The sequence below is a fragment of the Mycolicibacterium llatzerense genome (assembly GCF_025331195.1).
Classification (GTDB): Bacteria; Actinomycetota; Actinomycetes; order Mycobacteriales; family Mycobacteriaceae; genus Mycobacterium; species Mycobacterium llatzerense.
In genome coordinates this window covers 1,628,981-1,654,740 of record NZ_LXOV01000001.1, presented here as the reverse complement: position 1 = coordinate 1,654,740, position 25,760 = coordinate 1,628,981, and the positions used below count along the sequence as shown (strand labels likewise).

Sequence of the window (25,760 nt, the reverse complement as noted above, 5' to 3'; positions counted from 1 at the left end):
GAAAGGGACCGGCGCGATGTCAGCAGGACGAATACAGCCGAAGGTCTGGATCCCAGCGACTCTGACGGTGGGATCCACCGTCATGGCGGGATTTGCGATCAACTTTCTGTCGAGCGGACCTCGTCACTGGTGGTGGTGGCTCTTGCTCGCGGTGTCGACTATCGCGGGGATTGCGGGGATCATCTTGACCACGCTGGGCGCAAAGCGGGATCACAACGGTCAAGCCGCCACGTCAGTGCAAGGCGACGACAATAGGGTACAAACAGCGTCGAATGGCGGGACCAACGTGTCGATCAACGCCGACAACGGCTCGGTTGCCGCGTGGAGCGTAGGCGAAGTGAACGTCGGGCAGCACGGCAGACGCGGACGGCGTAAAGAATCGTGACCGATCCACAAGGCCAAGACCAAGGGGAGGCCTCTCCCGCCCAAAACGTCTATATCAGCGCGACCAATGGTGGGGTCGCCGCGTACCGGATAGACAAGGTAATCGTTGAGAGCCTCGCCGACCTGAAGGCTGCGACGACCGTTCTCTCGCTCGATGAGATGGTCAACGACGCTCCGCCGTTCGTAGGCCGGGAGACTGAGCTACAGCAGATCGCCGAACTATTGTCCGTTTCGGACGGCGGCAGGGACAACATCCTCGTCGTGACCGGCCCGCCGGGTGTAGGAAAGACCGCACTGGTGCAAGCGGCTGCGAGCGCCGCGCGTGCGACTGATGCGTTCGGGCAGGTCCTCTTCGTTGACCTGCGAGGTTACGCAGAGGATCCCGACGACAGAGTGCAGCCCGAGTCAGTTCTATCGAAGCTGTTGCTGCTCCTCGGAATCGATGACGCAGACATTCCGGCGGATCCCGCAGAGCAGGCCATTCGGTACCAGCAACGACTCAACGCGCTTGCAGCCGAAGCCAAGCCCGTCCTTCTGTGGCTCGACAATGCAAGTGATCGCTCGCAGTTCGATTCGCTACGACCGGCTAGCGATATCCACAAGGCCGTGGTCACCACCAGAGAAACGTTCGGCCACATACCGAAGCCGCAAGTCATCGAAGTCGGCCTGATGAGGTCCGACGAAGCCGTCCAGTTGCTGATCAGCTCGGCAAGCAGCCGCAACCCCACCGACGAAAGGCTGGCTACGGAGCCGGCAGCGACCAGGCAACTTGCCAGACTCTGTGACCATCTTCCGTTGGCACTGCAGATCATTGCCGCACTTCTGGCCGATGAACCCGATCGTCCAGTCGCCGAACTCATCGCCGAGTTGGCAAGCGAAGAAGACCGACTCAACAGCCTTGAATACAGCACCGATCTGTCTGTCAGGGCTGCATTCGGGTTGTCGTACAAGCGATTACCCGACAACTTGCAGCGCTTGTTCCGACTGCTGTCTGTGGTTCCCGGAGGCGATATCGGGCTGGAAACAGCTGGTTGGCTAATAGAGGTTTCGCATACCGCCGTTAGGCCACAACTCATGGCGCTAGTGCGCAGTCACTTGGTCCAGCAGCACGTGCGCAACCGTTGGAGTATGCATGACCTGCTCCGTCTGCACTCGGCAGAGTTGTCCGCGCTAGAGCCCGAAGACGCCGAGCGTGCACTCAAGTTCATCGTCCCTCGTTACCTCTTGGGCGTCGGCGGTGCAGCCGAGTGGCTGACGGCCGTCGTATCAGAACGAGCGAAGAAGATGTTCACGTCGCCCGAACACGCTGCAGCGTGGTTCGAGGCCGAACGTCCGACCGTCGAGGCGATCGTCATCAGCCTCGCCAAGAGACCTGATTACCGCGAATTGGTACTGGTCTTCGCTGTCCTACTTTGCGAAGTACTTAAGTCACAACGCCATTGGCTCAAAGAGTTTCACGATATCGCGACTATCGGCGCTTCACTTGTGCCTTACGCCGATGACCGGCGAACCGCGGCGTGCGTACTAAACCACTACGGCGCAGCCCTTCGGGCGATGCGCCAGTTCGGCGATGCGCTGGAGGCGTTTCAGCGAGCCGCCCAGGTCGCAGGGGAGATCAACGACGTCGGCGTGGCCGCAGCGGCACGCAGCAATATGGGAAATGTTTACCTCGATCAGGGGCGGCCCGTTGATGAAGTACTCGCGATCTATTGGGAGGACGTGCGAGCTAGCCGGGAATCCGATCCGCCGCATCGCCACAGCGAGGCAGCCGCTTTGACCAACATCGGCGGGGCACTGGCGAAGGACGGACGGTTTGCCGAAGCAATAGAGTCTCTGCGTGTCGCCCTAGCGATTAGCCGCGAACTGGAAGACAAACCCGGAATCGCCAGTGCGGAAAAGAATCTCGGCGGCGCTCTGTGCGGTCTTGCGCGCGAACAGAACTCGCAGAGTCTTCTCGCCGAAGCCGTCGAAGCGCTGCAAGAGGCCTCGGCGATCTACCAGGAACGTGGCAACATTTCAGGATGGGCGGACGCCGCAACTAACCTTGGTCAGGCGCAGTGCCAGCTCCGCAGGTTCGCCGACGGTATTCCGAATCTTGAAGCCGCAGTCGACTACTTTGAAAAGTCTGGCCAGACTGAGCTGGCCGCCCAGGTGCGAGAGGACCTCCGGTTCTACCGGCAACACGCGCAACAGCAAGGGCCTTGGGCCGCGGAGGACCTCGGTGAGAATCGGTATCGATTCACAAATACCTCGGGCCGAACGCTCGCGATGGTCACGCTGAGACCGCATAGTGCAACCCACGTAGCGGTCGAAGACAACGCCGAATCCCATACCGTCTCTGCACCCGTGGATGCCGGGAGCAGTTTCATCGCGGTCGTGCGCGGTCGCGGCACGTACATCACCGCTACCGCTGTACCGTCGATGACCAACGTGTACTGGGACTTCGCTCCGATCTAACGTCACGCGGAAGCCACCCAGCGTCTTTCACCGACAACGTTCAATTCTGTCTGTCTGCTGGTCCCGGTTGTCTTCGGATCGGCTGGACTGTAGCTCAGTCGGTGGTCTCGCGTTGCGCGTCGGGCGTGAACGATTACGCGGAGTGGGCAATTGCCAACGATGGACCAGCGGACTTGTCCACTCGAGTTCCCGAAATGGGCGGCGTCGCGGCCCCGCAGCCGAGCGGTCTGACTGCAGGTCAACGTCCCCGAATAGCAGTCGGCGGTGGCGCCCTAAGACGCCACCGCCGACCGGTCGTGAAGACACAAACTGCGCGCGAACCTCGCAGCCGTGAACGGCTACAGGTTCCGCTGGCACACCCAACCGAGCGGATTGTCGGCAACGACGATCGCCTTCGATCCGGCGAACTTGGCCGAACAGTAGCCCTGAACATCCAGGCTGCCAGCGATTGAGATCCCTAACGGGATCGACAGGTCGTAGCAGTAGCTCGAGTAGGCACTGAACGGATTCCAAGTAGAGGCGCCGAAGTGCCCCTGCCAATTACATACGGCCACCGGCATAGCCGGATCTTCACGGGTGTACGCCGAAGCCGGCGCAGCCGTTCCGAGGGCGACGGTCGCAGTGATCAAGATTGCTGCGAGCCCACCCCCATAGCCACATCTGAACATCATTCAACCTTTCCCTTGAGGCTGGCCCGGACGGAGTCGGCATCGGTGCTCGCTCCGCTCGGGAACCACGCTGTCCATTCGGAAAGCGGCTCCGGGCATACACCAACAGATACCTGACTCAGGAGACTGAACCCACAGGTCAGTGGCATTTTTCTAGTGGCGAATCCACCCACAGACAGACCATGGCCGGCATCACCCAGTGGCGTCGCACCCCCCTTCGCCACCGGAGACACATCAGCGTCGCCAGTGGCGAATTTCCAATATCGCCGACGGACATCCACCACGGCCCGCGGGCCGCTACGCTTCCCTTCGACAGTTATAGAGGGGGTTTGCCAAAGATGGGGTCTGCGCCGACAACGATTGCGCTCTCACCGCTTGATCAACTCCCCGACTCACTAAAACGAACGGTCCAACTGTTCAAGGCGTGGGCCGATCAGAACCCCGCGAACGCCGCCCAAGAGACCTTGTCTCTTCACGAGCTATTCCGGCAGCTCGAACCGCTGATGCGGACCTTAGAGCCCATCGCTGGAGCGCAGTTCGTCACGCGCAGCGCTGCGGCCGTGCACTTGAAGGTCGGGAATACACGCAACCAACCATGGTGGGCGCTGTGTTACTGGGCGCTACAGCTTTATGACGACGCAGACACCGCCCCCGCCGCGTTGCGGTACTTCGCCGGCGAGTATGCCAAACGGTTGGAGTGGCCGACGCCCACCATGCCGCCGGGCTGCGATGCTTCGGACATTGCCCAGCCCGACGCGGGCAAGCTGATCGTCAAGCTCAAGCAGCAAATAAAGAGCTACGTCGACCAGGGGCCTGAAGCTGATCTCTCCGGAATGGCCTCAGCTGCAGGACAATTAGCCGCATTGATGTTCAACACCTTAAATCAGACAAGCGGCGACGACGCCTCGCATGCACTCGACGAGACAGCCACTCGTACTGCCGAAAGCCTCTGCAATCTCACTCATGTGCTGACGACTCGTCTAGATGCCGCCGAAGACCAAGAGATAACAGACGACATGAGGCGTTGTTGCGCACTGGTTTTCGATGCGGCTATCCACGCACACCGACGGCTCGCCCGCACCCCCGGACGCGAAGCAAACGAGCTCGGCCGACTGGCCACGCTGCGTGAGCGCGACAGGCGCATCACCGAGCCAATCCGGTTTAACGGCGAACAGGCCTTCATGCGCTACCACGGTGATCACTCCGGCGCTCTGCTGCGTGACCCCGGCCAACAGCAACTCCGGGCTGAAATTGCCGCCGCGGAACGGCTAACGACGAAATTGGCGGCGCTAAAGGCGGCTGCTCCCGCCAAGACGTTCCGCGTCCTGCACCTCAACGGTCAACGACCTGCGGCCAACGACGTGGTCGACATCGACAGGCTCGTGGGCGTGGCTTGCCGCTTGGCGTGCGCAATGACCTGCGCCCCAGACGTCGACCCATCCGTGCAAGAAAAGTTCCGCGAACTTCGACGAAAGCTCCTGAACCTGTTTCCCAAGGGCCACGAGCGAAACGACGTCCGCTGGCTCCTCACCCTGGCGGCCGGCCCGAGCGACGCAATCTTCGGTGCGTCTGAGGTCCTTCGAGTCGCGCGGCTGCGAGGCATAGGCGACTACCTCCTCGCCAGAATGTTCGTAGCAGCTAGCACCACCGACGAAGCAGTCGTCGACATTCGACACCGAAGTCACTACAGACTGTTCCACCCCCGCGATGAAGACCTGCTGCGTCGAGTCGCCGTCAATCAGCAGCCCTGGCCAGGTGAGGACGACGCAGCATTCTTGCTCTACCTGCGAGAGCAGAGGCGCGCGGTGATATTGCAGCGAGCCGCTGGCCTCTACGAGCGAGCCGTAAGTTGGTTGCGCGAGGCTGGCTCGGCCGGGCAGTTGCGTTCGCGGGCACAAACTGAACTCGCCGACATAACAGTCCGCCTAAACGACTGGCCAATGAATCGTGATCCGTCATCTGTTGTCCACGCACTCAGCGGTCTACGTCATCGTCTCCACGAGATGACGATCGACGGCTTCTTGTGGGCCGACATCGACGCCTGGACCAACATGAACGACGACACGATGGCGCTCTCGGCTCGGCGATTGTCCGCCGTACTCGATCAGACACAGCGCTACTTGAACCAGCCGGAGTTCGGAACAGTGGCCGAAACCTAAACTGCGCGTACAAGGTCGACGTTAGTAGGCCATCGTCAGGACGCGGATATCGAGCCCACGTATTAGCTCGAGTACGGCACGTTCTTCTGGACCGACACTGTCGTGGCGGCCGTTTGGCGTGAAATCAGTCGGGTAAGCCATCCTCGGCTAGCGGCGCGGTGCGGTTAGCACGCATCTGCGCCGCCTGCTTGTATAGCTTTCCGGCCCGGTAGGACGACCGGACCAGCGGTCCGGCCAGCACACCGGCGAAGCCGAGGCCATCTGCGAACTGCTGGTGTTCGACGAATTCCTCCGGCCGCACCCAGCGCTCCACCGGGTGGTGCCGCGGCGACGGGCGCAGGTACTGGGTGATGGTGACGATGTCGCAGCCCGCGTCATACAGGTCCTGCAGCGCCACCCGGATTTCCTCGGGAGTCTCACCCATGCCGAGGATCAGGTTGCTCTTGGTGACCAGGCCGTAGTCGCGCGCCGCGGTGATCACGCCGAGGCTGCGCTCGTAGCGGAACGCCGGGCGGATGCGCTTGAAGATGCGGGGCACGGTTTCGACGTTGTGCGCGAACACTTCTGGGCGCGAGTCGAAGACCTCTTCGAGCAGCGCGGGCACGCCGTTGAAGTCCGGTGCGAGCAGCTCGACGCCGGTGTTCGGGTTGAGCTCGTGGATCTGGCGGACGGTCTCGGCGTACAGCCAGGCGCCGCCGTCGGGCAGATCGTCGCGGGCCACGCCGGTGATCGTGGAGTAGCGCAGGCCCATGGTCTGCACGCTCTCGGCGACCCGGCGGGGTTCGTCACGGTCCAGGTCGGCGGGCTTGCCGGTGTCGATCTGGCAGAAGTCGCAGCGGCGGGTGCACTGCTCGCCGCCGATCAGGAAGGTGGCCTCGCGGTCTTCCCAGCATTCGTAGATGTTGGGGCAGCCGGCCTCTTCGCACACCGTGTGCAATCCCTCACGCTTGACCAGGCTCTTGAGGTCCTTGTACTCAGGGCCCATCTTCAGCTTGGTCTTGATCCACGGCGGCTTGCGCTCGATCGGCGTCTCCGCGTTGCGGACCTCCAGACGGAGCAGCTTGCGTCCGTCAGGATTCACGTTGCGTCCGTCAAGATTCACGTCAGTACCCATACCCCTACCATTGATCTAATACCGTTGACAGACATGAATTTTCAGTGGATTCTCCACAAGTCTTGCCAGGTCACCCAGGCAACTTCACCTACAGCGATCCCCTTGAGCGGACGGCGCCGCGCAACCAGGCTGACAACCACGTTGGCACGATCGGACCCCTGCACGCGGCGAATGGCGTTGCATACCATCAGCATCCGTCATGCCGTGCGCACCGCCGCGCCACGCCGCCCCGCACGGATACCGAGCAGATTGACCGCTGTCTCTGCGATCTCTTCGGCTGTCAACTTCTCGACCGGCCGATACCACCGGGACACCCAGATCATCGCGCCGAGAATGAGCCTCGCGGTAGTCTGCGGATCACCCTCCTTGAGGTTCCCATCCTCGATGTTGGCGGTGACTACGTCGACCCACAGGTCCTCGTATCGTTTGCTCCACGAGTGCCATCGCGCGAAGACCTCGGGCGGCAGGTCTCCCCCACCGAAGAACACCGGCATGTACCGCCGCATGTTCACGGCCGCCTCGGCCTGCAGCCGGATTAGCGCCGCAAGTTGCTCTGTCGAATCAGTGACCGCAGACACGGCAGCTTCGGAGTCCTCCGACAGCTGGCGAGTGCGCACCTCGAAGAGAATGCCCAGAAGGTCCGATTTCGTCGGCACCACCCGGTACATCGTGGCCCTGGAGATCTCCAGTCGCTCGGCGACCTCAGGGACGCCCACGGCCTCGTAGCCACCAGCGGCCAGGAGTTCCGCCACCGCGTCGGCAATCGCTTCGTTCTCAATGGTCAGCCGGGGTCTGCCGCGGGGACGCGACCCCCGTGTTTCACCGTTAGCCACACCGCTCCTTCTCATGCTTCGAACAACATTCACTACTTTGATCCCATTTCGGTCATTTCAGAGACCCGTTCGTTGCCCATCAGGAAGTGCATATTGAGTTAATCCCCACAATATCAATGGATTTCATGTCACGGATTGCCCGTACGCCGAGACCGTACCGGGTCGCGCCGTTCGCATCGGCCGCAGCCCATTAGCTATCAACCCGGTCGGATGTGATCGGCAAGTACATGTGGTGGTTGAACTGGGGCTGGTAGGCACCGCCGCCACCGATATGGATGCCGCCTCCCTCGCCACTGGCGACCGGTGTCCCGTCGGCCAGCGTGATCGCGGTGTGGTGATCATTCCGGCCGATCACCAACGCCCCTGGCGCAGTGCCGTATTGGAATCCTCGTGCCAGGAGCGCCGATTCCTCGGTGCTGGTGTCGAACCGGTCACCGAACACCGGGCGGCCGGTGGCCGTGTTCGCCAGCCACGATGCCAGCCCTGAACAGTCCGTGCCCGCCGGGGAATCGCCACCCCAGATGTACGGCGTGCCCGTATAGCGACGGATGAGCGTCATCAGGGTGGCCTCGGTGGCCGCGCCATCGGTCAGATCGGTGGCCGAGGCGTGCACCAACTGCGCCGGCGGCTCGGGCGCCGGGCCCTGCGACGGGTCGGGGGACTGCGGATCGGCGGGTGGTAGCAGCACGGCGTCCTGGGCCGGCCCAGCTTCTGCCTGGGCATCGGGTGCTGGCGAAGCATCCGGGGCGGGATCTTCTTGTCTGGCATTCGGCGGAGCGGGCTGCGGTGCGGGCGGCGAATCCGGTAGGGGGCCTTGCACATCCGGAACCGAGACTGCCACTTGCGCGACCTCCACTGGGGCGGGCGGATCCGGTGAGGCTAGTGGCGCGGACACGTCTGGCGGGTGCGGCAGCTCGGCCGGTTCGGCATCGGGAGAGGGCGCCGCAACGTCCCGCGCCGCAGCGTCGATGACCGTTCCGATCTCCGGCGCGGGCGCGTCGGCAGCCGGCTGGACATTGCGTGGCGTGGCCGTCGACAGGGGGCCACCGCACACCGGCCACGCTCCACGGCCCTGCCCCGCAAGCACCCGCTCGGCGACAGCGATCTGCTGTTCCTTGGTCGCCCGCTGCGCCTCGGCCGCGTACTGGCCGCCCCCATAGGCACTCCACGTGGACTGCGCGAACTGCAGCCCGCCCTGATACCCATTGCCGGTATTGATCGACCAATCACCGCCAGACTCACAGCGCGACACCAGATCCCATTCACTGTCCGTCGCCGCACTCGCATGGCCAGCAAGTCCCCCGCCGCTACCACCCAGGACCACCCCAGTGACCGCGAACTTCAAGGCCGTCGCCCTTGATGTTGAGGTCCTGACTTTACGATGCCGCCCGGTCATCGGTGATCCCCTGTGCCAGGGTCGGATTCATCAGGTCGGCAGGGCAGTCGGACGATGCTGTCGCGGCATAATGCACCTGCGGTGGGGGTCAGCGCCATGTCAACTTGCCAACCGGTCGGCCACTAGGTACCGCGAGCTGTGCCGAAGGACCTGGAACCCCAGTGAGACAACGTCATAGCGCTTGGGCACCGCGTTACCCAGATGCAGCGCCATGGCCGCGATCGCTGCCCGGGTGAGGATTGGGCGCGAGACCAGCCAATCATCTACGCCTTCGCTGAGCAATTGACCATCCCGACAAGCGATTTCATAGCTGAGCACGCCAGCAGTCAGGATGGCCCATGCCTGCTTTGCGCTCATCTTCAGGCGCCATCCGGGAAAATCGCCTGCGACATGACTACTCTGATTTCTGTTCATGGTGATCGTGCCTCCATTTGACGACGGTCTACTTGTGGTCGGCGTAGGCCGTGCGAGTCCGATTCCGGATTCACCAACGTTTGACCACACCAGGTCTTTTCGTAAAACAGCGCGGCTAGCCGGCCCGCGCGGTAACTCCCCGGTCGAGGCATGCACTGGACGCAATCGCCAGAGCTGCTGAGCTTCTCGTGCGGGTAAGGGCTCGCACGATCGGTTCCGTCCGAAGACTGGCGGCAGTGACGGCTATGCCGTCGATGAGCGCTGCGAGTTGCGCGTGGTCCTCGTGCAACTGGTACGCCTCGAGCCACGCCGCGCAGAGTTTCACCAGGTGCGTCTGCAGGCAAATCCCTTTGGTATCAATCAGTTTGATCAGGATGCGAACGGCGGTGAATGCGTCTCCGGCCCCTACACTAATGAAGACGTGGTTGCGCTCTCGGGCGTCCAGCTCAGGCTTGACGGCTTCTATGAGCGACCAGGCCAAATTCGTTTCTTGTAGTTGTTGCATGGTGGTGACCGCCAGTTGGTTTTTCCATTGTCACGGAGCGCTGAAGCCGCGCCCATATTCAGCGGCGCGTAGCCGCACCAGCTCGCACGGACGAACTATCCGCGAAGCGCTCATCGCCGTTGTGATCGCAGCCAGAGGGGTGCCGACATCCGAGACCGTTGTGACGCGCAGGTCATCACGGGTGTTCATGATCGGCCGCTGTCGACGTGGTGCCGAATCTCGGCGACGAACCGACGCCCGTCGTTACCGACCACATCCCAGGAGAACGGTCCGCGCCACTGGGTGAAGCCCAGGGTGTGCACAGTTCGGCGTGCGATTTCCTCGGAGCCGATTTCCGCTAGCCGGCGCCCGTCACTGGTAATCAAGGTCCACATGACTGCCGCCGTTGATCTCGAATAGCGTCGCGTACGTCTCAATGAAGCGGACGGGCACTGTTGCGGCAGGTCGGGGTCGCAGCCCGGGAGTCTCGGCAGGCAGGCTGGTGGCGCTGCTTGTCGTATCCAGTGGTGGTAGTAATCCGATCCTCATTGATCGGCTCCCTTCGCTCTTACTGAAGAGCCCGAACGTCCCATTGGACTGGCTCTCCGAGCTAGGCGCTTGGGGTGAATCCGCCCGCTCTGCGATAACACTAGCAATCACTTGACGTCAATTCAATGATTTTGAGTCAATGACTTATCGAAAGCCTGCGCAGTAGCCGACGCGCCGCCCGCAATTACCACCCACCCCAGGTCGAGGCCACGCCGACAGATGAGGCTCCAGGCCAACCAACCCGTTGAACAGTGTCAATTACGCGGCGACGACAGCCACCCCCATGGACGGCGCCCACTCGGATACCCCTTCCGCCCCCGTCCAGTCGACCGCCGGCCGACTCTCAGCGCGCCCAGCGCCGACGATCAACTGCCGATCGCCACGGTCATGTTCGACCGGCGATCAACCCGCTCAGCAAATACTCGACCTTCGGCGGGTCGACCACGACCCGACGCCCGATCGACCGCTCGACTCAAAATCATTGATTCATAGTCAATTGCCTGGTTACTATGTCCCTCGCTGCGCTACCAAACGATTGAGTTCGACAGCTCCCGCGGTGGAAGCCCAGCGGCGCCCGGTCAGCGCCCACAATTTCTCGGAACGCACATCGCCGTCTGCTTGGAGGCTTACGACAATGAGTACCAGTGCCCAGCGGTGGTGCGTGTACAGCGGTTTGTGGATGCTCGTCATCTTTTTGATCGGTTTTTGGTTGGTAGCAGGTTTCATTCCGCCTCCGTCCCCTCAGTCCAGCGGCCCGGAGTTGGTGCGGTTGTTTTCAGAGGATCGCACTCGAATCCGCGCGGGCATGATCGTGTCGGTCTTCGCCGCGGCGTTCCTAGCTTCGTGGAGCGCAGCGCTGACCGTGCAGATGCTGCGGATGAGCCGCGGCAACGCAGTATTGGCCTACGCCAACTTGGCGCTCGGTGCGTTGTTCGTCTTGGAGTTCATCTTCTCGTTGGTGATCTGGCAATCCATGACGTTCAGGCCACGGGCCCCAGAGATCCTGCTGGCAATGAACGACACCGCATGGCTGCTATTCACCACCATCACGTCTACGCCGGTACTGCAGACGGCGGTCATCGGCGCAGCGATCTTGCGCGACAAGCACACTCGCCCGCTGATGCCCCGCTGGTCCGGCTACCTCAACCTGTGGGCAGGGCTGGTGTTTCTCTCGGGCACAATGACTGTGTTCTTCCATGACGGACCGTTCGCGTGGAACGGACTGTTCACCTGGTACGTCCCCGTCGTCGTCTTCTGCATTTGGATCATCACTCTCTCAATATTGATGCTGCGGGCGATCGCCCGAGAAGAGTCAGAGGAAGCGACCGAATCCGATCTCGATGGCGCACAACTCGCTTCCATGGCCCCAGCACCCGAACGGATCAACGCATGACGGCACTGAGCGCGATCACTTCGTCACGCGCTGTGCAGAAGACGACTCGCATCCCGGGAGAAGCCGGCATCTGGGTTCTGGTCTTGGGCGACATGGCGGAGTTCGCGCTGTTCTTCGGCACATTCATGTACGCCCGCGGCAGCAATCCCGCTGCGTTCGCGGAGGGGAATTCGACTCTCAACCTCACCTACGGCGCACTGAATACCGTTCTGCTACTGACCAGTTCACTCTTGGTGGCGCAGGCAGTGGCCACATCCCAGAAGGCTGAACACTCAGAGGTCGTCCGGCTGCTCAACGGAGCCTTTCTGTGTGGCATTGGGTTCGTGGCGATCAAAGCTCTCGAGTGGTCGCATCTGCTCCAGGCTGGTCATTCAATAACATCCAGCCAGTTCTACCTCTACTACTTCATGTTTACCGGCATCCATCTGGTGCACGTCCTTATCGGACTGACAGCGTTGGGTCGGATACGCCAGACAGCGCGGCGCCCCGAACCGACACCCCACCTGCCTGCAACGATCGAGACATTCGGAATCTTCTGGCACATGGTGGATTTGCTGTGGATCGTCCTGTTCGCGTTGTTCTACCTGATCGAGTGATGCAATGAATATCGAGAAACGTCTCGCCCTCACGTGGGCGGCCCTGTTGACCTTGACCTTCGGCGGTTACATCGTCGGTGTCGAACAAAACTACGGTTCCAAGACCGTGGCTGCCGCGATCATCATCGGAATCGCCATGATCAAAGTCCTTTGTGTTGCACATCATTTCATGGATGTCAGGCAGGCCAAGGCTGGACTCCGGATTCTCGTCGAGGGCTACGTCGTTGTCCTGTGCGCGGCACTGATCACCATCAACTTTACGATTCATCCGTAGACAGCAGTTGCCTTCGCCTTCGTGCAGCGCAGGAGCCTACGGTGATCCATGGGGCCACCCGGAGACAGGCAGCGAACGCCGTCACCCTCGCCCCTGGCCACCAGAATTACGCCACCGAGAGCGCCAGAATCCGATAAATGCTCGCAGTGCAAGCTCATTTACCGACGTACCTGGCTACTGCGACGGTGTTGTCGCCTCGCCTTCGCTGTCACCGGTTCGGTGGATGACAAGCAGTTGGCTTGGATTGCTCATCGATGTCAACAGATCAAATCCGAACTCGAGATGTCCAAGCTCGTGATGGCTGAACGACTTCCGCTTAACCTGAGGAACACTGACACTCTGGATACTCCATAGGCGTGCGAAATCATCGCTACGCGAGGCGAAGTCACGAATGAACTCGGCCGTACCCGGTTGATCAACATCGCTGCCGAGCATCGATCGCACACCGCCAACAATCGCCACAGCAAAAGACTCCCAGTCAACCCAGGTCGTTTTCGCACTGGGATCGAGGAAAACCATGCGAAGTATGTTGTCAGTCACCTCGAACTGATCGAATACCAACCACACCAATTCATTTCGCGCGATGACATCGCAGCGCCTGTTGATGATGTAGGCGGGGCCAAAGGTCCACGTGTTCATCACCATCAACAGATACTCCCCTGGCCCCTCTGGCAATTCTGTCGTTGCACCCCAGCCGCGTGGTATCGCCAATTCGTGAAGGTAAGCAACCTCTTCCGGCGCGAGCTCCAACGCCCGCGAAACGGAGGCCAAGACCTGCACCGACGGATGCCGCACACGTCCCTGCTCGAGTCGCGCGTAGTAATCGGCGCTGATACCGGCTCGGGTCGCGACTTCCTCGCGACGTAGCCCCGGAGTGCGGCGCCGCCGCAATGAACCGGATCGGTCATCAACCGGCAATGCCGCTTCCCGGCGTGCGCGAAGAAACTCACCAAGGCCGTTGGCCGCCATGGTCCAACTCTAGTTGCCCCGGTAGCCACGGTCTGGCAGACCTAGGAAAACCTCGCTCTACCTAGTCAGTGCTCGAACGCGCAGCATCAAAGGCATGACCCACGTTGACTATGCACTGCTTGACGTCCCACGCAATGCACCGCTCGCTGATCCAGAGGCGTTTTTGCGTTCAGTGATCAATTGGCATTTCAGCGACGAGACCGGCTCGCCCTTCTGGCGCCGGAAGCTCGATGTGCTCGATTTCAACCCCTTAACCGACGTCACTACATTTGCCGATCTGAGACTGTTTCCGAACATTGCGGGCGAGTTGCGCACCGCCGCAGTCGAAGACTTGATTCCCCGCGGATACGGTTCGCCGGCGCCGATTCCGTACGTCTTCGAATCGGGCGGCACCACGGGCGCACCGAAACGCACGATTCAGATGCCCGATTGGTTCGAGCAGTCCATACGTTGGCAGGTCGCCGAGCTGGTTGATAGTGGCTACGACCAGGGGCGCGGCATGCTCGGTATCGTGCCGAGTGGGCCGCACGGCGTCGGGCATGTCGCCAAGCACGTGTCGGCAGCGCTCGGCTCGGTGTTCTTTTCCGTAGATCTCGATCCACGCTGGGCCAAGAAACTCGTGGCCCGGGGAACCAATGGCGAAGCCAGTGCATACGTCGACCACATCATCGAACAGGCCGCATTCATCTTGCAGAGCCAAGACATTGGCAACATCTTCACGACCCCTCCGATTGTGCAGGCGATGGCCCGGAGCCAGGAAATCGTCGACCTCATCAACAACAATGTGCGGTTCATGTTGCTCGGCGGGGCTCAGTTGGACCCTGACACCTACTTCCTGCTCAAGGAGCTCTTCCCCAGGACGTCGATCACCATGGCGTTCGGGAACACGATGACGCTGTCGCCGGCCATCACGCGTTCAGCTGAGCCCGACGACGGGGTATACGTCTTCAATTCGCGCTTCCCCTATGTGGTTTTCGAGGTGCTCGATCCCGCCACCGGCGAGCCTGTGCCCTACGGGCAACGTGGGCAGGTGCTGGTGCATCACCTCAGCAAAGTCATGTTCATTCCCAACAACCTCGAGCGCGATAGCGCCGTTCGGGTAGCCGGTCCTGCCGGCCAGTACGGCGACGCGATCAGCGCCGTACAGCCGGTCAGTTCCTTCGAAGGAGAGACCGTCATCGAGGGCGTCTACTGACATGCCTGCACAGATCGACCGCACGTCTAGCATTGAGACCGCACCAGTAGTTCTCGATGCACTGACAGTCCAGGGCACCTACCGTTCCCGCCGCACCGAAGTGATCACAGACACCGCTGGCGTACCGATCGCCGAGATGACCTTCGTGCCAACGCTTCTGATCGGCCGAGACATTGACGCGCAACGCCACGTCATTCCCTTGCCGGTATCCGAGCGAATGCGGATCATCAATGAGGCGGCCGACCTCGTCGCGAACACGACTATCGCGGGACTAACCTTCGACGAGTACGCGACGCTGGCAGCTCGGGTATCCGGATTGCCCGTGTCGATAACGACTCCGGGCGCGGCCGCCGTCGCCGACCAATGTCGCGCCGCCATGGCATCAATACGGGCCGCTCAACCGAGCGCCGCCGCGCTCGACTGGCAAGAGGACCGCACACGCCGGGGTGGCGCAGTGTGGGCGCGCAAAGGGCGCGTCTATGGCGTTCACGCTTCAGGAAATGCCGTGGGATTGTTCGGTTTTTGGATCGAGGCGCTGCTTCTAGGATACCGCGTGGCCATCCGGCCGTCTCGACGTGAACCTTTCACCGCTCATCGCATGGTACTGGCGCTGCGAGCAGCCGGCCTGCGCCCAGCCGACGTCATCTACTTGCCGACGGACTACGCCGGCGCCGACGAAATCTTGCGGTCCACCGATCTGAGCATGGTGTATGGAGGCCAAGACGTGGTGGACAAGTACTCCGACGATCCCACCATTTTCGTCAACGGACCCGGCCGTTCGAAGACCATCATCACCGCCGACATGGACTGGCACGACTACCTGGACACCATCGTCGATTCGGTGAGCCACCACGGCGGAATGGCGTGCGTGAACACCACCGCCGTGCTATACGAAGGCGATCCCAGAGAGCTCGCCGACGCAGTCGCACAACGCTTGTCGACGATCAAACCGCTGCCGCCACATGATCCCGATGCGAAACTGCCGACACAGCCTATCGATCGGGCCCGTGCAATTGCCGATGTCTTGGCACTCCGCGCCGTAGGCACTATCCCCCTGCTCGGCGCCGACCAGGTAGTTGCAGATCTCGACGGAGCCAACGCCGCACTCCGCCCTGCGGTACACCTGCTGCCCAAGCCAGATCTCGCAACCCTCAATACTGAGTTGCCATTCCCCTGCGAGTGGATCGCGCCTTGGTCCCGCTCCGACGGTATCTCACCGCTACGAAACTCCCTGGTGGTCAACGCCATCACCAAGGACCCCGACCTCATCGACGCGCTCATCGATGAACCGACCATCACCAACGTCTATAGCGGCCACCGCCCGACGCACTACACGGCACCGCATATTCCCCACGATGGATACCCGGCCGATTTCCTCATGCGCAACAAGGGGTTCATCCGAGACTAGACCGCGCTCACCGGCAATCAGACTCCACCGTCCCAGCGCGATTGACTCAGCGCCCGGGTCGCCCCGTACTCACTCAGCACATGGAATCAGCTGCAGTGCAATCAATTGCATCGAATCCGATTACAGATCACGAGCCAGCAGCCAATGGCCAGCGTGGACCAATTCGCGAAGCAACAACCTGCCGCCACCACGAATTATCAACCAACAATCATTCATTGACATCAGATCAACGGACTGTCACGATGTGAACGAGACTTCCCAAAACATGCCAGGCATAAGGCTTTCGGACTCCCACGAAGCGCACCGCGACTCGACGGCGGGGACGCCAACGAGCCGAGAAGTTGTCGTCGCAGAACTACGAAGCCGCATTCGGCCAGCAGAACGTTCCGACCTCTGGTTCGGGTTTACGAAGAATCCACTTGAAATGGAGTGTCCCCGTGGGCAATAACTGGACGACGACCGCAATTCCCGACCAGTCTGGTCGGGTTGCCGTGGTAACCGGCGCAAACGCCGGGATTGGATTTCATACCGCCTGCGCGCTCGCGGCACGTGGCGCACACGTGGTTTTGGCGGTACGCAACGTCGGCAAGGGCAACGCGGCGATGGCCAGCATCGCTACAGATCATCCAGGGGCCGACCTCTCCGTACAGGAGCTCGACCTTGCCTCGCTCGACTCCGTCCGCGCCGCGGCTCAAGAGCTACGCGATACCTATCCACGCATCGACTTGTTGATCAACAATGCCGGCGTCATGTACACACCGCCGTCAAAGACGGCAGATGGCTTCGAATTACAGCTAGGAACAAACCACCTCGGGCACTTCGCGCTCACTGGCCTGCTGTTGGGACACCTGCTGCCAGTTGAGGGATCCCGAGTCGTCACGATTACCAGTCTGGCGCACAAGGTCGGTGCTCGAATTCGTTTCGAGGACTTGCACTTTGCGCACGGCTATCATCCGGAAACCGCTTACGGGCAGTCGAAGCTGGCCAATCTGCTGTTCACCTACGAGCTGCAGCGGCGGCTGAAAGGCACCGGCAACACCATCGCCGTTGCTGCTCACCCCGGACTATCGGACACAGAACTGGTCGGGAACGCGCCAATGTACTTCCGTGCCATGTACCGCGTCGCCCGGCCGTTCATCACGCAGAGCGCGTCGATGGGCGCTCTGCCATCGTTGCGGGCGGCGACCGACCCCGCCGTGCGTGGCGGCCAATTCTTGGGCCCGTCCAAAGCGCTCCAGACTCGGGGAGCACCCTGCGTCGTCAAGTCAAGTGCCCGGTCACACGATGCGTCGGCCCAGCGTCGCCTCTGGTCCATCTCCGAGGAGCTCACGGGCGTGACATTCCCGGTGTGACATGCCGCACCGCTCTCAGACCTGCCGTTGACACACGGCGGACGCGAAATCTCAACCTAGGAGGACAAACTCATGCCATCTGTTCTAGTTACCGCGGCTTTCGGTCATCAGGGCAAGCTACTGCTGCCGAAGCTGGCCGCCGCGGGCCTGACGATCCGCGCCGCGCGCGGTACCGCCGGACGCGACGACGAACTGTTGTCGCTGGGGGCAAGTGAAGTCTTCGTCGGTGATCTCAGCGACCCTGAAATCTACAGCGAAGCTCTCGACGGATGCGACTCGGTGTATCACATCAGTCCGGGTGCGCATCCGCGCGAACGCGAGATGGGTTTCGCGATGATCGAGGCCGCCAAGCGCGTCGGTACCCGTCATGTGGTCTTCAGTTCGGTGATGCACACGATCATCGACATCATGCAGCATCGCTACAAGCGCGATCAGGAAGAGGCACTGATCGAGTCCGGCGTTGATTTCACTATCCTCAAGCCGTGTGACTACATGATGTGGGATGTCCATGTTGCGCCGGTGATGCAGATGGGCGCGCTCCCCTGCTTCTGGACCGACACCTCGCGCAAGCACTCGTACATCGCGTTGGAGGACCTCACCGACGTTGCCGTCAAGGTGTTGATCGAAGGCTCTGCACATTTCTGTGCGTCCTACGAGTTGGCCGGTCCCGACAAGATCGACCCCATCGAGATGGCCAGAATCCTGTCTCGTGTGATGGGCAAAGACATCTCAGTACTGTCCAAGAAGCCCGCTGATCTACTTGAAGTACTTTGGGGCACATCAGATGTCAACGGTGAGCACAAGCACGAGGCGGACATCCTGCAGTCGATCTTGCGGTGGTACTCCAAGTTTGACTTCATCGGCAACTCGAAAACGCTGGAGTGGCTCCTGGGCCGCAAGCCGACAACTTTCGAACAGTTCGCCACCAAGGCTTACGCGGACCTCTCGGCCGGCAAATCCCTCTGATCTCGGCGCACGCGCGCTGCAGCCGTCATCGTCACTGTTGGCGCGGCTGCAGCGCGCAACCGGTGCTCCCCAACTGCCCGTTTCTGGAGATGCCACTCACGTGAATCATCAAACAACCGCCGGGTCGCAGACATGAGGGCCGCAGTCGTCCACGAGTGGGGTGGTCCGGAAGCCTTTTCGATCGAAAATGTGCCGGACCCGGTACCGCGGCCTGGCGAGGTCGTCGTCGCTCTCCGCGCGGGCTCGCTGAATTGGCACGACGCCATCGTCAGGCGTGGCGACCGCGATCTGCCACTCCCATGCATCTTGGGCATGGACGGCGCCGGTGTCCGGACCGATACCGGTGGCGAGGTCGTGATCTACCCCTGCCTGGGGTGGGCCCCGGGCGCTCCGTTTCCCGGCGCAGAACTGACTGTCATCGGCGACGAAACTGACGGCACCTACGCTGAATACATATCGGTTCCCGAGCAGAACCTCTTTGCGAAACCGCCCCAGTTGTCGTGGCACGAAGCGGCGTCGCTACCCTGCGCCGCCCTGACTGCCTATCGCGCGATGTTCACTCGGGCAGGCCTGCGGCCGGGTGAGACGGCACTGATCCTCGGCGCGGGCAGCGGTGTGTCGACCTTTGCCATCAAGTTCGGCGCCGCGATCGGCGCGCGAGTGCTGGTCACCTCGTCGACGCCCGCCAAGGTCGAAGCTGCACGTACGGCGGGGGCAACCGCGGGTTTTCTTTACCCTGATCCTGACTGGCCACAGCAAGTTCAGGAATTCACCTCGGGCGGTGTCGACGTCATCCTCAGCGGCGCGGGCTCGAATCTGCCTGAGGCGCTGCGGTGTCTACGTGCCGGGGGACGAATCTCGGTCTTCGGTTCGACCGGCGGCCGCGCAGCGCTCGTCGATATACCGACCCTGTATCTCTCCCACGCGTCGATCTTCGGGGTCACTCTCGGTAGCCCTGATGATTTCCGCAGCATGTTGAAGATGGTGGACGACTTCGGCATTCGGCCGACACTCGATTCGAGCTTCGCCTTAGCCGACATCGCTGACGCCCATCAGCTTCTTGAAAGCAACGCGCACACCGGGAAGATCACATTCGGTTACTGACGTTCGAACCACCCCACCGGTCTGAAAGTCGTTGCCATGACGCGGCGGTCCCGTGTCCGGCGCATCGGTGCCTTCTAGACACGTGCTCAGCCTGGTCTTCGATGCAGGGCCAGGCTGAGCAGGTCAGGTGGTGGCTATCGCGCGATCTCTAAGGTCTGGGTTTCGCTCGGAGCCGGGTTGTTGTTGAGGTCTTCGAGGATGGCGGCCTGCGCGGCGGGCGGCAGGGTGTGCAGGATCGAGCGCACCCGGGCCTGGCGACGAGCGATCGCCTGCCGGAACGGCATACCCGGGGTGACAGCGATCTGTGGTGGTACGCCCTCGACTTCGTCGACACCACCGTGGCTGTGACCGAGTTCGATTGCCGCGGCTTCCGCTTTCGCGGTGGCTTCATCCTTCTCTTCGGACATACCGATGGGGCCGATACGACGACCGTTGAGGAACTGCTTGACCGCCGGCTCCTCACTGGTCAGCAGCACCTCGCGGGGGCCGAACATGACCAGGTGCTTGCGGTAGAGCATGCCGATGTTGTCCGGCACCGTACGCACGATGTTGATGTTGTGCGTCACGATCAGCACCGTGGCGTCGATCTGCGCGTTGATGTCGATCAGCAGCTGCGACAGGTAGGCGGTACGGACGGGGTCCAGACCGGAGTCCGGCTCGTCGACCAGGATGATCTTGGGGTCGAGCACCAGGGCGCGGGCCAGGCCGGCACGCTTGCGCATACCACCGGAGATTTCGCCCGGGAACTTGTGACCGTCGTTGGGCATACCCACGACGTCCAGCTTCTCCATGACGATCTTGCGGATCTCGGACTCGGACTTCTTGGTGTGCTCGCGCAGCGGGAAGGCCGTGTTGTCGTAGATGTTCATCGAGCCGAACAGCGCGCCGTCTTGGAACAGCACACCGAACAACGTCCGGATCTCATACAACTGCTTCGCCGAACACTGCAAGATGTCGGTGCCGTCGATCACGATCGAACCCCGCTCCGGGCGCAGCAGACCGATCAGCGACTTCAGGAACACCGACTTACCGGTACCGGACGGGCCCAGCATGACGCTGACCTCACCGGCCGGGATCGTCAAAGTGACGTCCTCCCAGATCTTCGACGACCCAAAGGACTTGCTCAGTCCTGTTACATCGATTTCAATGCCCATGGTCCTTCGCCTTCCAACATCAATTGGCTAATTCCCGGCGCCTCTGGCGGTGCCCAGATCGCTACGCGCGATTGCACGACGGGGTAACAACTTTCAGATTCGCACCGCTCTGCTGATGGACTCGGGTGCACCAGTCACGCCCCATATCCAGGACGCAATTCGAAATCAGCAGCCTCGCTGTGTGATTCTCCGCGTGGAGTACGCGGCTGGTGCAGCGGGGCGATACTGGCCGCGTGAATGGGTGCCGGACCCGACGGCGCATGGGCCCTGGGTGTGGAGTTGTCGCAGACCGCCGCCCACAGGTAGGCCGCCAGCACGATGGCAACCATGAGCGTGCGCAGCAGCATTACCACTGATCGGCGCAGATGTTGCTGTTCTGACTGGGGCGACCATTCTCCATGCTCAACATCGGCGCGAGGCGTAAGTCTCTGCGCAATCGATACCGCGCAGGAGGGATACGCGCCGCGCTGCTCCATCTCTCTAGTCCTCCAGATCGCTACCGGCAAAGCCAGATTCGAGATGCTTCTTCACGGCGCTGAGGTAGCGCGCCGCGTCAGCGCCGTCGACAATGCGGTGGTCGTAAGTGATGGACATATAGGCGAACGGCCTGGCCTCGATGCGCAGACCGCCATCCTCGTCGCGGATCGGCACCAGGCGCTCGACGACGGCTCCGGTTCCCAGGATGCCAGTCTGCGGCTGGTTGATGATCGGTGTGTCAAACAGGGCACCGCGGCTACCAGTGTTGGTGATGGTGAAGGTGCCGCCGCTGAGTTCATCTGGCGTGATCGTTCCGGACCTGACCTTCTGCGCCAGGTCCGCGATGGATTGAGCGATACGCGCCAGGCTGAGGGTATCGGCGTTCCGAATGACCGGGACCATAAGGCCTTTCGGGCTATCAACGGCAATTCCCAGGTGGCAGGAACTGTGATAGGTGACTTCGGTGACGTCAGCGTTGAGTGAGGCATTAAGCATGGGGTGCTCGGGCAGCGCGGCGATCGCGGCCTTTGTGAAGAACGGCAGGAAAGACAGTTTGGCGCCCGTGCGTGCATGGAAGTCAGACTTGTGCGCGTTGCGGAGTTTTGCGACGGTGCTCAAGTCAACCTCGAGCACGGTCGTCAGTTGCGCTGAAACACTGAGCGATTCAACCATGCGCGCAGCGATGGTGCGTCGGATTCGGGTCAGCTTCTCCACTGGCTGTGCGCCGTCGTTGTGCGCGGCCGCCCCGGTCGGAGATTGGCCCACAGTGACGGGAGTCCGATCGGGGGCGATCGCCACAGGCGCCGCCGGAATCGCCTCAGACACAGCGGGAATCGCTGGCGCTGGCGCGACGACCGCCGGTGCCGGTGCCACGACGACGGGCTGTGGTTCGGCGACGACCGGCGCGGCCGCGGGCTCGGTGCTGATGACGGCGAGCTCCGCACCGACGGCGACGACGTCATTCTCTTCGGCGAGCAGCCGGACGAGGATACCGCTGCACGGTGATGGCACCTCGGTGTCCACCTTGTCGGTGGCAACCTCGAGAAGTGGCTCTTCCTCGTCGATTCGGTCGCCGGGCTGTTTGAGCCAACGGGTGACGGTGCCCTCCTCGACGCTTTCGCCCAGTGCCGGCATGTAGACGACGGTCTCGACGTCTTGCTGTGTACTCGTCATGAAGTGTTGTCTTTTCTCGTTGACCTGGTGCGGTGGATTAGCGGGCGATGTCAAGGGCCGCACGGACAATGGTGTCCGTGTCTATGCCGTGGTAGCGGTACACATCGTCAACAGTTCCGACCTGCCCGAACTTGGACACCCCCAGCGCGGTGGCCCGTACTTGTTGGATGTTGGCCAGGAACGCCAATGTGTGCGGGTGGCCGTCGAGGACGGTCACCAATGGGGTTGCACGGTCTTGGGGGAACAGCTGATCGAGAATCCATGTCTCACCGTGTGCACGCCCTTGGCGGGCCTGCAGGGCTTCGAAGATCAGCCCCGGGCTGGTCACGCACACCACATCGGCGGGCACGCCGGCCTCGTTCAGCCGTTCCGCAGCGGCCATCGCTTCTGGGACAAGGGTGCCCATCGCGGCAATGGTGACGCGAGCAGAATCCCTGCGCAGCAACGGATACCCGCCGGCGACGACTTGTTGACGACGGCGTTCGCGGGCAGCCGGGTCGGCGGGGACATTGGCCAACGTTTGGTCGACCGGGCGGGTGGATAGCCGCAGGTATGCCGACGTTCCGTCGGGCCGACCCAATCGGGCGATGCTGGCCAACAGCGTCCACTCGACGTCCAGCGCGAACGCAGGTTCGTAGCTGATGCAACCTGGCTGTTCGATGCCGATCGACGGGGTCTTGATCGACTGGTGCGCCCCGCCTTCGGCTGCGAGCGTCACGCCGGAAGGAGTGCCGACCAGGATCGATTGGCCACCGGCGTAAATGCCGAATGACCATGGCTCCAGGGCACGTTCGACGAACGGGTCGTAGAGCACACCGATCGGGAACAGCGGTTGTCCCCAACGGCTCCAGGTCGCACCGAGCTCACCGATGAGACCCACCAGGTTCGTCTCGGCGATGCCGAGCTCCATGTGTTGCCCGCTGGGACGCTCATTCCAATGCATGATCGTTTCAGCATCGTCGGCAAACCAGTTGTGGCGTTCGGCAGCTGACCAGACACCGACCTTGTTGACCCATCCGCCGAGGTTGGTAGTCGAGCTGACGTCGGGACTGACCGTAACCACCCGGCTTGCCGCCTCAGGCGCCTCACGCGTCAGATCCAGCAGCACACGTCCGAGTGCGGCCTGTGTGGTAGCCGAACCTTTCGGTGTGCGGCCGATATCGGTCGGCACGGCCGGTGGGGTCAACGCGGGAATTAGCTCACGGCGCAAGCGTTCTGCTGTGGCAGCGCACAACTGACCTTCCTCGGAATGATCGTCGAATCGCTGCCACGGGTGCAGCGGGTCCATCCCCAGAGTTGCTGCCAGGTCGGCGTATTCATCACGACTCAAAAGAGCAGAGTGGTTCTGCGGATGCCCCTCGGTGGGCAATCCATAGCCTTTGATCGTGTAGGCGATGATGACGGTTGGGCGCGTGTCGTCAATCTGCTCGAACGCGTTGTTCAACGCGGCGAGGTCATGTCCACCGAGGTTGCGAACGGCAGCGGACAACGTCGCGTCGTCGAGAGTCGACACCAGCGCAGAGATATCTGCACTTCCCGGGCCTTCGCCAGGCAGGCGCAGGCGGATCTCATCCGCGCTGCAGCGCAGCAACCGTTGGTACTCCGGGTTGGGCATCTGCAGGATTCGAGTCCGCAGCGCGTCACCGCCGGGCCGGGCGAACAGCGATTCGAGCAAGCGCCCAAACTTCACCGTGATGACCTGCCAGTCTGCGGCAGCGAACATGCTTTCCAGGCGGCCTGCTGCGATGTTGGGGACGACGCGGTCGAGCGACTGCCGATTCAGGTCGACGATCCAGACGATCTCCCCGAGATCGGCGATTCCCGGATCGATGATGGCTTCCCACACTGCGCCCTCGTCGAGCTCGGCGTCACCGACCAGGGAGTACTGCCTGCCGGTGCCACCGGCGCCGTAGTGCGTGTCTACGAATCGGCGGGCAATGGCCCCCCAAACGGGTGCGGTAGCGCCGATACCCACTGAGCCAGTGGAATAGTCGACCGGGTCGGGGTCTTTCGACCTGCTCGGGTAGGACTGGATTCCGCCGAACTCGCGCAGGGTGGTCATGTACTTCTCGTCCAGTTGCCCCAGCAAGTAGTTCAAGCTGTGCAGCACCGGGGAGGCGTGTGGTTTGACCGAGACGCGGTCCCCCGAGCGCAGCTGTTCGAACCAAAGGGCCGTCATGATGGAGACCATCGAGGCGCACGACGCCTGATGTCCGCCCACCTTCAGCCCGGACGTGTTGGGCCGCACCCGGTTCGCGTGGTGGACCATCGCGGTTGCGAGCCACAACACCCGCTTCTCGACGGCCTCAAGGGCACTGAGGGCGGACGATTGTGCTGGAGAGCCAACGGAAACGATTGCATTCATGACGGCCTGCCTGTTTTACGTGCGACGCGGGAGGATTGGTAACTATCCACCCACCGGGTTCGTGTACCAGCAGTGGGCAGACAGCTCACCGAAGCACAACATTGAACGACATTTGATGCAATACCGGGCACCCGTGGTGCACAATATGCGCATCGAGGCCACGTATCACCAGCTGGGAGTTGCGCAGAATGCCCACACCACACCACGTTGTTGACGACATCGACGCCAGAATTCTTCGGGCACTGGCCGCCGACCCGAGAGCCACCGTTGTCGGTCTGGCCGAAACAACGAAACTTGCTCGCAACACGGTGCATTCGCGTCTGGCGAAGCTGGAGGCCGACGGGACGCTGCAGTCGTTCGAACGTCGAATCGACCCCGCCGCGTTGGGATTTCCGTTGACGGCGTTCATTCTGGTTGCTGTGACTCAACGCAAGCTCGGCAACATCGCTGATGCTCTCCGAGGGGTGCCGGAAGTCGTTGAGGTGCATGGTCTTAGCGGTGTCACCGACCTGCTGGTTCACATCGTGGCCCGTGACGCTGACGATCTCTATCGCGTCGCCGGACAGATTCTCGACATTGACGGAGTCGAGAAGACTACAACGGGACTGGCGATGCGCAGACTGGTCGACTACCGGCTGACACCCTTGCTGGACACTATCGTCGAGCGAACGTAGAACCTGTTCAATAGCTTTGAGGTCCGCGTGGCTGCCCGCAGCCAGCGGCGCCACCGCCGAATCTGGTTCCACGCCACGGCGCCAGACGTACCTAAACTGTCGTTGCCCCCGTTGGGGTCCATGGCCAGTCATTAGTGAGTTCGCTGGTGAACGACGGCGAGAATGGTTTCCTCCCAGGTTATTTGAACCGGGGAGGAAACCA

22 protein-coding genes and 2 pseudogenes are annotated in these 25,760 nt (G+C 61.9%); 12 read left to right on the top strand and 12 right to left on the bottom strand.

The features are described from left to right. Positions 1–82: 82 nt before the first annotated feature. A complete protein-coding gene (locus tag A7G45_RS08275; RefSeq protein WP_260935632.1) occupies positions 83–385 on the top strand; it encodes a hypothetical protein in 303 nt (100 codons plus the stop codon). Then, positions 382–2,841, top strand: a complete 2,460-nt coding sequence (locus A7G45_RS08270; protein WP_260935629.1) for a tetratricopeptide repeat protein — start codon at positions 382–384, stop codon at positions 2,839–2,841. The genes A7G45_RS08275 and A7G45_RS08270 overlap by 4 nt, the downstream gene beginning before the upstream one ends. Before the next feature lie 338 nt (positions 2,842–3,179). On the opposite strand, the gene A7G45_RS08265 is transcribed toward A7G45_RS08270, so the two are convergent. Beyond that, positions 3,180–3,401 (bottom strand): hypothetical protein, encoded by a 222-nt coding sequence (locus A7G45_RS08265; protein ID WP_260935628.1) that lies wholly within the window; start codon positions 3,399–3,401, stop codon positions 3,180–3,182. Positions 3,402–3,691: 290 nt separating this feature from the next. On the opposite strand from A7G45_RS08265, the gene A7G45_RS08260 reads away from it, so the two are divergent. Next, positions 3,692–5,668 (top strand): hypothetical protein, encoded by a 1,977-nt coding sequence (locus A7G45_RS08260; RefSeq protein WP_260935626.1) that lies wholly within the window; start codon positions 3,692–3,694, stop codon positions 5,666–5,668. 124 nt (positions 5,669–5,792) lie between these two features. On the opposite strand, the gene lipA is transcribed toward A7G45_RS08260, so the two are convergent. The 7 genes and pseudogenes from lipA to A7G45_RS08225 form a co-directional block, all read right to left on the bottom strand. Next, positions 5,793–6,782: a lipoyl synthase gene (gene lipA / locus A7G45_RS08255; protein WP_260935624.1), complete on the bottom strand. Its 990-nt coding sequence runs from the start codon at positions 6,780–6,782 to the stop codon at positions 5,793–5,795. A 197-nt stretch (positions 6,783–6,979) separates the two neighbouring features. After that, complete coding sequence (locus A7G45_RS08250; RefSeq protein WP_260935622.1) at positions 6,980–7,615, bottom strand: TetR/AcrR family transcriptional regulator; 636 nt, start codon at positions 7,613–7,615, stop codon at positions 6,980–6,982. Between the two features lie 205 nt (positions 7,616–7,820). Beyond that, positions 7,821–8,174: pseudogene (locus tag A7G45_RS08245) on the bottom strand (NlpC/P60 family protein); the annotation flags it as partial. 501 nt (positions 8,175–8,675) lie between these two features. Further along, positions 8,676–9,011, bottom strand: a pseudogene (locus tag A7G45_RS08240) (transglycosylase family protein); the annotation flags it as partial. A gap of 99 nt (positions 9,012–9,110) precedes the next feature. Further along, positions 9,111–9,425: a DUF7427 family protein gene (locus A7G45_RS08235; RefSeq protein WP_260935618.1), complete on the bottom strand. Its 315-nt coding sequence runs from the start codon at positions 9,423–9,425 to the stop codon at positions 9,111–9,113. Between the two features lie 115 nt (positions 9,426–9,540). Further along, positions 9,541–9,930, bottom strand: a complete 390-nt coding sequence (locus A7G45_RS08230) for a hypothetical protein (RefSeq protein WP_260935617.1) — start codon at positions 9,928–9,930, stop codon at positions 9,541–9,543. 185 nt (positions 9,931–10,115) lie between these two features. Then, positions 10,116–10,304, bottom strand: a complete 189-nt coding sequence (locus tag A7G45_RS08225; protein WP_260935615.1) for a hypothetical protein — start codon at positions 10,302–10,304, stop codon at positions 10,116–10,118. 827 nt (positions 10,305–11,131) lie between these two features. On the opposite strand from A7G45_RS08225, the gene A7G45_RS08220 reads away from it, so the two are divergent. Genes A7G45_RS08220 through A7G45_RS08210 form a run of 3 tightly spaced genes read left to right on the top strand, consistent with a single transcriptional unit; the run spans position 11,132 to position 12,721 of the window. Then, positions 11,132–11,851, top strand: a complete 720-nt coding sequence (locus tag A7G45_RS08220) for a hypothetical protein (protein ID WP_260935612.1) — start codon at positions 11,132–11,134, stop codon at positions 11,849–11,851. Next, complete coding sequence (locus A7G45_RS08215; protein ID WP_260935610.1) at positions 11,848–12,447, top strand: cytochrome c oxidase subunit 3; 600 nt, start codon at positions 11,848–11,850, stop codon at positions 12,445–12,447. The genes A7G45_RS08220 and A7G45_RS08215 overlap by 4 nt, the downstream gene beginning before the upstream one ends. A gap of 4 nt (positions 12,448–12,451) precedes the next feature. Then, positions 12,452–12,721 (top strand): cytochrome C oxidase subunit IV family protein, encoded by a 270-nt coding sequence (locus tag A7G45_RS08210; protein ID WP_260935608.1) that lies wholly within the window; start codon positions 12,452–12,454, stop codon positions 12,719–12,721. Positions 12,722–12,895: 174 nt separating this feature from the next. Here A7G45_RS08210 and A7G45_RS08205 read toward each other — a convergent pair whose 3' ends face one another. Further along, positions 12,896–13,690, bottom strand: a complete 795-nt coding sequence (locus tag A7G45_RS08205) for a helix-turn-helix transcriptional regulator (RefSeq protein WP_260935605.1) — start codon at positions 13,688–13,690, stop codon at positions 12,896–12,898. 94 nt (positions 13,691–13,784) lie between these two features. Between A7G45_RS08205 and A7G45_RS08200 the strand changes: the two genes are divergently transcribed. The 5 genes from A7G45_RS08200 (at position 13,785) to A7G45_RS08180 (ending at position 19,715) form a co-directional block, all read left to right on the top strand. Next, entirely contained in the window at positions 13,785–14,885 is a 1,101-nt protein-coding gene (locus A7G45_RS08200; protein ID WP_260935604.1) for an AMP-binding protein, read from the top strand. Between the two features lies 1 nt (position 14,886). After that, positions 14,887–16,293, top strand: coding sequence for an aldehyde dehydrogenase family protein (locus tag A7G45_RS08195; RefSeq protein WP_260935601.1), 1,407 nt, complete (start codon positions 14,887–14,889; stop codon positions 16,291–16,293). A 437-nt stretch (positions 16,294–16,730) separates the two neighbouring features. Then, on the top strand, positions 16,731–17,645 hold the full coding sequence (locus A7G45_RS08190) for an SDR family NAD(P)-dependent oxidoreductase (RefSeq protein ID WP_260935600.1): 915 nt from the start codon (positions 16,731–16,733) through the stop codon (positions 17,643–17,645). Between the two features lie 72 nt (positions 17,646–17,717). Continuing rightward, positions 17,718–18,611: an SDR family oxidoreductase gene (locus A7G45_RS08185; RefSeq protein WP_260935596.1), complete on the top strand. Its 894-nt coding sequence runs from the start codon at positions 17,718–17,720 to the stop codon at positions 18,609–18,611. Between the two features lie 132 nt (positions 18,612–18,743). After that, on the top strand, positions 18,744–19,715 hold the full coding sequence (locus A7G45_RS08180; protein ID WP_260935593.1) for a quinone oxidoreductase family protein: 972 nt from the start codon (positions 18,744–18,746) through the stop codon (positions 19,713–19,715). A gap of 134 nt (positions 19,716–19,849) precedes the next feature. Here the strand turns inward: A7G45_RS08180 and A7G45_RS08175 are convergent, their stop codons facing one another. The 3 genes from A7G45_RS08175 to A7G45_RS08165 form a co-directional block, all read right to left on the bottom strand. After that, complete coding sequence (locus tag A7G45_RS08175) at positions 19,850–20,869, bottom strand: ABC transporter ATP-binding protein (protein WP_260935589.1); 1,020 nt, start codon at positions 20,867–20,869, stop codon at positions 19,850–19,852. Between the two features lie 480 nt (positions 20,870–21,349). Continuing rightward, entirely contained in the window at positions 21,350–22,519 is a 1,170-nt protein-coding gene (locus tag A7G45_RS08170; protein WP_377042070.1) for a 2-oxo acid dehydrogenase subunit E2, read from the bottom strand. 37 nt (positions 22,520–22,556) lie between these two features. Continuing rightward, a complete protein-coding gene (locus tag A7G45_RS08165) occupies positions 22,557–24,884 on the bottom strand; it encodes a thiamine pyrophosphate-binding protein (protein WP_260935582.1) in 2,328 nt (775 codons plus the stop codon). Between the two features lie 188 nt (positions 24,885–25,072). Here A7G45_RS08165 and A7G45_RS08160 point away from each other — a divergent pair, with 188 nt between their 5' ends. After that, positions 25,073–25,558 (top strand): Lrp/AsnC family transcriptional regulator, encoded by a 486-nt coding sequence (locus A7G45_RS08160; protein ID WP_260935580.1) that lies wholly within the window; start codon positions 25,073–25,075, stop codon positions 25,556–25,558. Positions 25,559–25,760: the final 202 nt, after the last annotated feature.

Bases quoted from the DNA above. Each gene is read 5' to 3' on its own strand.
- A7G45_RS08275 (WP_260935632.1), top strand. From the start codon at position 83: ATGGCGGGATTTGCGATCAACTTTCTGTCGAGCGGACCTCGTCACTGG.
- A7G45_RS08265 (WP_260935628.1), bottom strand. From the start codon at position 3,401: ATGCCGGTGGCCGTATGTAATTGGCAGGGGCACTTCGGCGCCTCTACT.
- A7G45_RS08260 (WP_260935626.1), top strand. From the start codon at position 3,692: ATGGCCGGCATCACCCAGTGGCGTCGCACCCCCCTTCGCCACCGGAGA.
- lipA (WP_260935624.1), bottom strand. From the start codon at position 6,782: ATGGGTACTGACGTGAATCTTGACGGACGCAACGTGAATCCTGACGGA.
- A7G45_RS08235 (WP_260935618.1), bottom strand. From the start codon at position 9,425: ATGAACAGAAATCAGAGTAGTCATGTCGCAGGCGATTTTCCCGGATGG.
- A7G45_RS08230 (WP_260935617.1), bottom strand. From the start codon at position 9,930: ATGCAACAACTACAAGAAACGAATTTGGCCTGGTCGCTCATAGAAGCC.
- A7G45_RS08225 (WP_260935615.1), bottom strand. From the start codon at position 10,304: ATGTGGACCTTGATTACCAGTGACGGGCGCCGGCTAGCGGAAATCGGC.
- A7G45_RS08215 (WP_260935610.1), top strand. From the start codon at position 11,848: ATGACGGCACTGAGCGCGATCACTTCGTCACGCGCTGTGCAGAAGACG.
- A7G45_RS08210 (WP_260935608.1), top strand. From the start codon at position 12,452: ATGAATATCGAGAAACGTCTCGCCCTCACGTGGGCGGCCCTGTTGACC.
- A7G45_RS08205 (WP_260935605.1), bottom strand. From the start codon at position 13,690: ATGGCGGCCAACGGCCTTGGTGAGTTTCTTCGCGCACGCCGGGAAGCG.
- A7G45_RS08200 (WP_260935604.1), top strand. From the start codon at position 13,785: ATGACCCACGTTGACTATGCACTGCTTGACGTCCCACGCAATGCACCG.
- A7G45_RS08195 (WP_260935601.1), top strand. From the start codon at position 14,887: ATGCCTGCACAGATCGACCGCACGTCTAGCATTGAGACCGCACCAGTA.
- A7G45_RS08185 (WP_260935596.1), top strand. From the start codon at position 17,718: ATGCCATCTGTTCTAGTTACCGCGGCTTTCGGTCATCAGGGCAAGCTA.
- A7G45_RS08180 (WP_260935593.1), top strand. From the start codon at position 18,744: ATGAGGGCCGCAGTCGTCCACGAGTGGGGTGGTCCGGAAGCCTTTTCG.
- A7G45_RS08175 (WP_260935589.1), bottom strand. From the start codon at position 20,869: ATGGGCATTGAAATCGATGTAACAGGACTGAGCAAGTCCTTTGGGTCG.
- A7G45_RS08170 (WP_377042070.1), bottom strand. From the start codon at position 22,519: ATGACGAGTACACAGCAAGACGTCGAGACCGTCGTCTACATGCCGGCA.
- A7G45_RS08165 (WP_260935582.1), bottom strand. From the start codon at position 24,884: ATGAATGCAATCGTTTCCGTTGGCTCTCCAGCACAATCGTCCGCCCTC.
- A7G45_RS08160 (WP_260935580.1), top strand. From the start codon at position 25,073: ATGCCCACACCACACCACGTTGTTGACGACATCGACGCCAGAATTCTT.